Below are 2,688 nucleotides of genomic sequence, written 5' to 3'. Positions count from 1 at the left end.
ACGCTGGCAGGTGTGATTACCGCGCTGGCGATTCCCCTTTCAGATGGCAAAGGCGGCTCGCCATTGAAAACCGCTGAGCACGCGCTGCACCCCTGGGTGGCTTTTGCGGTGCTACCGATGTTTGCGTTTGCCAATGCGGGAGTGTCGCTTCAGGGTGTGACCGTCGGAACGCTTCTTCAAAGCGTGCCCTTGGGTATTACGGCAGGCCTGCTGGTGGGCAAGGCCGTCGGCGTGTTAGGGGCTTCCTGGCTGCTGATTCGCTTTGTCGGTGCACGCCTGCCCGCCGGCGCTGGCTGGAGCCAGTTTGTTGGTGTCTGCCTGCTGTGCGGCGTGGGCTTTACCATGAGCCTTTTCATCGGTGCGCTCGCATTTGCCGGCCAGGATGCGGCATACGAGACGCAACTAAAGCTGGGTGTGCTGTGCGGTTCGTTGTTGTCRGGGGTGCTGGGTGCGGTGATGCTGATGCGCGCCAGCGCTGCCGAAAAGGCGCCGGGCTAGGACCGCCTGGCGTGACGCGGTCAGTGCTTTTGTGCGGCGATCGCGGACATGATTTTGTCGGTGTAGGCGATCGCAATCGCCGACAACAGGAAGGTGATATGGATCACCGTTTGCGCGATCAGGACCTTGTCGGTGTAGTTGTCGGCGTTGATAAACGTCTTCAGCAGGTGGATGGAGCTGATACMGATGATGGCCGTGGCCAGCTTGACCTTCAATACCGAAGCGTTCACGTGGCTCAGCCATTCGGGCTGGTCGCGGTGGCCTTCGAGGTTCATGCGGCTCACAAAGGTTTCGTAGCCACCCACGATCACCATGATCAAGAGGTTGGAGATCATCACCACGTCGATCAGCGCCAGCACCACCAGCATGATGACCGTTTCGTTGAGCGACACGACGGGTATGGCGGTCTTGTAGCCTATGCTGGTGATTAGTGCCTGCAACGCGGTCTGACTCCCGAATGCGGCTTCAATCAGGTGCCACAGTTCCACCAGAAAGTGCACTACGTAGACGGCCTGCGCGGCGATGAGGCCGAGGTAAAGCGGCAGTTGCAGCCAGCGGCTGGCGAAAATCAGGTTGGGCAGCGGGCGCAGGGGTGAGATTTTGGCAGGGGCAGGGGATTGAGTGGGTTCAGTCATGATGGCGTAAGCTGGGGTTTGCGGCATTGTAGGGGGAGGGTAGATACCCCTTCAATTGCAGAAGTTGTAAGGTTCAAGCCAGTCAGTGGCTTGTAAGTGCGGCAGAAGACAGTACCACGCATTCAGTGACAAACAGGAGACAAAACCAATGAGCGCCCCTTCATCCGCGATCGAATCCACCCTGGTTGAAAATCGCATCTTCCCGCCGGCGCCGGCCACCGTGAAGGCCGCGCGTATTTCGGGTATGCCGGCTTACCAGGCGCTGTGCGTGGAAGCCGAGAAGGATTTCGAGGGTTTCTGGGCCCGCCTGGCGCGCGAAAACCTGAGCTGGAAGAAGCCCTTCACCCAGACACTGGATGAGTCCAATGCTCCGTTCTACAAGTGGTTTGCCGACGGCGAGCTCAACGCTTCTTACAACTGTCTGGACCGCCATCTGGGCACACCGGTCGAAAACAAAAAAGCCATCATCTTTGAAAGCGACGACGGCAAGGTTACCAACGTCACTTACAAAGAATTGCATGCCAGGGTCAGCCAGTTTGCGAGCGCGCTGAAAGGCGCCGGCATCAAAAAGGGCGACCGCGTCATCATCTACATGCCAATGACGGTCGAAGGTGTGGTGGCCATGCAGGCTTGCGCCCGCATAGGCGCCACGCATTCGGTGGTTTTCGGCGGCTTCTCGGCCAAGAGCCTTCAGGAGCGTATTCAGGATGCTGGTGCGGTCGCCGTCATCACCGCCAGCTACCAGTTGCGCGGCGGCAAGGAGTTGCCACTCAAGGCCATCGTCGATGAAGGCATCGCCATGGGCGGCTGCGAGTCGATCAAAAACGTGATCGTCTACCAACGTACGGCCACTGCCTGCAACATGGTGGCTGGCCGCGACAGCCTGATGCACGAGATCACCGCCAAGGCAGCTCCGGTGTGCGAACCCGAGTTCGTCGGCGCRGAGCACCCGCTTTTTATCCTTTACACCTCGGGCTCGACCGGCAAGCCCAAGGGCGTGCAGCACAGCACCGGAGGTTACCTGCTCTGGGCCAAACTCACCATGGACTGGACCTTCGACATCCAGCCCGCCGACGTGTTCTGGTGCACCGCCGACATCGGCTGGATCACTGGCCACACCTACGTGGCCTACGGCCCGCTGGCTGCCGGCGCAACGCAGATCATCTTTGAAGGAATACCGACCTTCCCGAATGCGGGCCGCTTCTGGCAGATGATCGAAAAACACAAGGTCACGATTTTCTACACGGCGCCTACGGCCATCCGTTCATTGATCAAGGCTGCCGAGGCTGACGAGAAAGTGCATCCGGCCCGCTCCGACTTGAGCAGCCTGCGCATCCTGGGCTCTGTTGGCGAGCCGATCAACCCCGAAGCCTGGATGTGGTACTACAAGAACGTGGGCGGCGAGCGCTGCCCCATCGTGGATACCTTCTGGCAAACCGAAACCGGTGGCCACATGATCACGCCGCTGCCCGGCGCCACGCCGCTGGTGCCCGGCAGCTGCACGCTGCCATTGCCCGGCATCATGACTGCCATCGTCGACGAAACCGGCAAGGAT

Annotated in this window: 3 protein-coding genes; 2 read left to right on the top strand and 1 reads right to left on the bottom strand. The window is 60.0% G+C overall.

What is annotated here, in order from left to right:
* On the top strand, window positions 1-498 hold a 498-nt coding region (locus tag AC1D1X_RS20300; protein ID WP_477699011.1), incomplete at its 5' end, for a Na+/H+ antiporter NhaA.
* Between the two features lie 20 nt (window positions 499-518).
* On the opposite strand, the gene AC1D1X_RS20295 is transcribed toward AC1D1X_RS20300, so the two are convergent.
* Window positions 519-1,133 (bottom strand): YqhA family protein, encoded by a 615-nt coding sequence (locus AC1D1X_RS20295; protein ID WP_477699010.1) that lies wholly within the window; start codon window positions 1,131-1,133, stop codon window positions 519-521.
* 148 nt (window positions 1,134-1,281) lie between these two features.
* Here AC1D1X_RS20295 and AC1D1X_RS20290 point away from each other — a divergent pair.
* A partial coding sequence (locus AC1D1X_RS20290; protein ID WP_477699009.1) for an acetate--CoA ligase occupies window positions 1,282-2,688 on the top strand: 1,407 nt, incomplete at its 3' end.

This window comes from Polaromonas sp. P1_G4 (assembly GCF_056405475.1).
The sequence above is the reverse complement of the archived record's forward strand: the minus strand, read 5'-3'. Positions and strand labels throughout refer to the sequence as shown.